The organism is Sporolactobacillus sp. THM19-2 (assembly GCF_004153195.1).
Lineage (GTDB): Bacteria > Bacillota > Bacilli > Bacillales > Sporolactobacillaceae > Sporolactobacillus.
This window is the reverse complement of sequence record NZ_SEMC01000052.1, coordinates 1-1,214: the sequence shown is the minus strand read 5'-3', so window position 1 is coordinate 1,214 and position 1,214 is coordinate 1. Positions and strand designations below refer to the sequence as shown.

The following is a 1,214-nucleotide window of genomic DNA, read 5'->3' as shown; positions in this document are numbered from 1 at the left end:
TGACTCGCGGTTAGGAAAAATACGAATGACCTGCTCCCGACGGCGAAATTCTTCATTGAGGCGCTCCATACCGTTTGTCGTTCGCAGGCGGCGACGATACGGCTCCGGAAGTGAAAGGACTGCAGTGACATCATCAAAAGCTTCTTCCACCATTTCAGTCACTTTAGACGCTTTCTCCTGATAAGTATCCAGAAAAGACTGAAGGAGCGTACGAGCGGTTTCGATGTCTGGGGCGTGCAGAATCGCTTTTACCTGTTCAGCTCCTTCTCGCTGTAAATCATCTGGGAACCGATCGTTTACGTTGCGCAGAAAGTGAGCCTGGCACCGTTGCCATGTGGCTCCCTGAAACGCTTTTTGAACGGCACCGACGAGACCCCCATGATCATCACTGACAATCACATCGACGCCCTTCAGACCACGAGACTTCAGCCAATCGAAATAGTTCTTCCACGCCTCCGTGCTTTCGCTGTCATCGACTTTCAGACCCAGAATCATGCGATACCCTTTCTCGTTGACGCCATAACTAATCAATACACCACGAGAACGAACACGGCCATTTTCACGCACCTTTGTATAAATCGCATCAACAAACAGAAACGGATAGCTGCCCTCCAGAGGGCGGTCATTCCAGCCATGGACCAGTGGATCCAGATGTCCGCAAAGATCCGATACGGTCGACTTCGAGAAGTCTGTGCCGCAAAGCTCTTCAGTGATGTGACTGACACGGCGTGTTGAAACCCCATTGATGACCATTTCCATCAAAGACAAAACGAGCGCTTGTTCACTGCGCTGATAGCGTTTAAAGAGATCGGTTGAAAAATGACCGTTGCGTAGTCGAGGAACGTTCAGCGAAAGCTTGCCCACACGGGTCGTTAGTTGGTGGGGATAGGAGCCGTTTCGGTAATCGGTCCGGGCCTCACTACGTTCATATTTTTCGGCTTTCAGTTGCTCACTGGCCTGCGCCTGAAGTACTTGATCTAAAATCGCCTCCAAAAGGGCATTCATGCCAGATTCTTTTGAATCGCCAAGAAATAATTGATGCAAAAGTTGTTCATCTAGAGTAATCTGTAGTTGAGCCATCCCTGAATCTCTCCTTTAGAATTTGGTTTTTGGTTAACTCTATTCTAACTGAGATGATGGGCTCCGGCTCATTTTCTATGAAAAAAATGACAGAGACGAGAGAGAAATGAAATCCCGCTGTTTTTCTGGAGGGG

Annotated in this window: 1 protein-coding gene; it reads right to left on the bottom strand. The window is 48.7% G+C overall.

Annotated elements, in window-relative coordinates:
- Positions 1 to 1,080: IS256 family transposase (locus EWH91_RS14275; protein ID WP_129930926.1), on the bottom strand; the 1,080-nt coding region annotated here is incomplete at its 3' end.
- Positions 1,081 to 1,214: the final 134 nt, after the last annotated feature.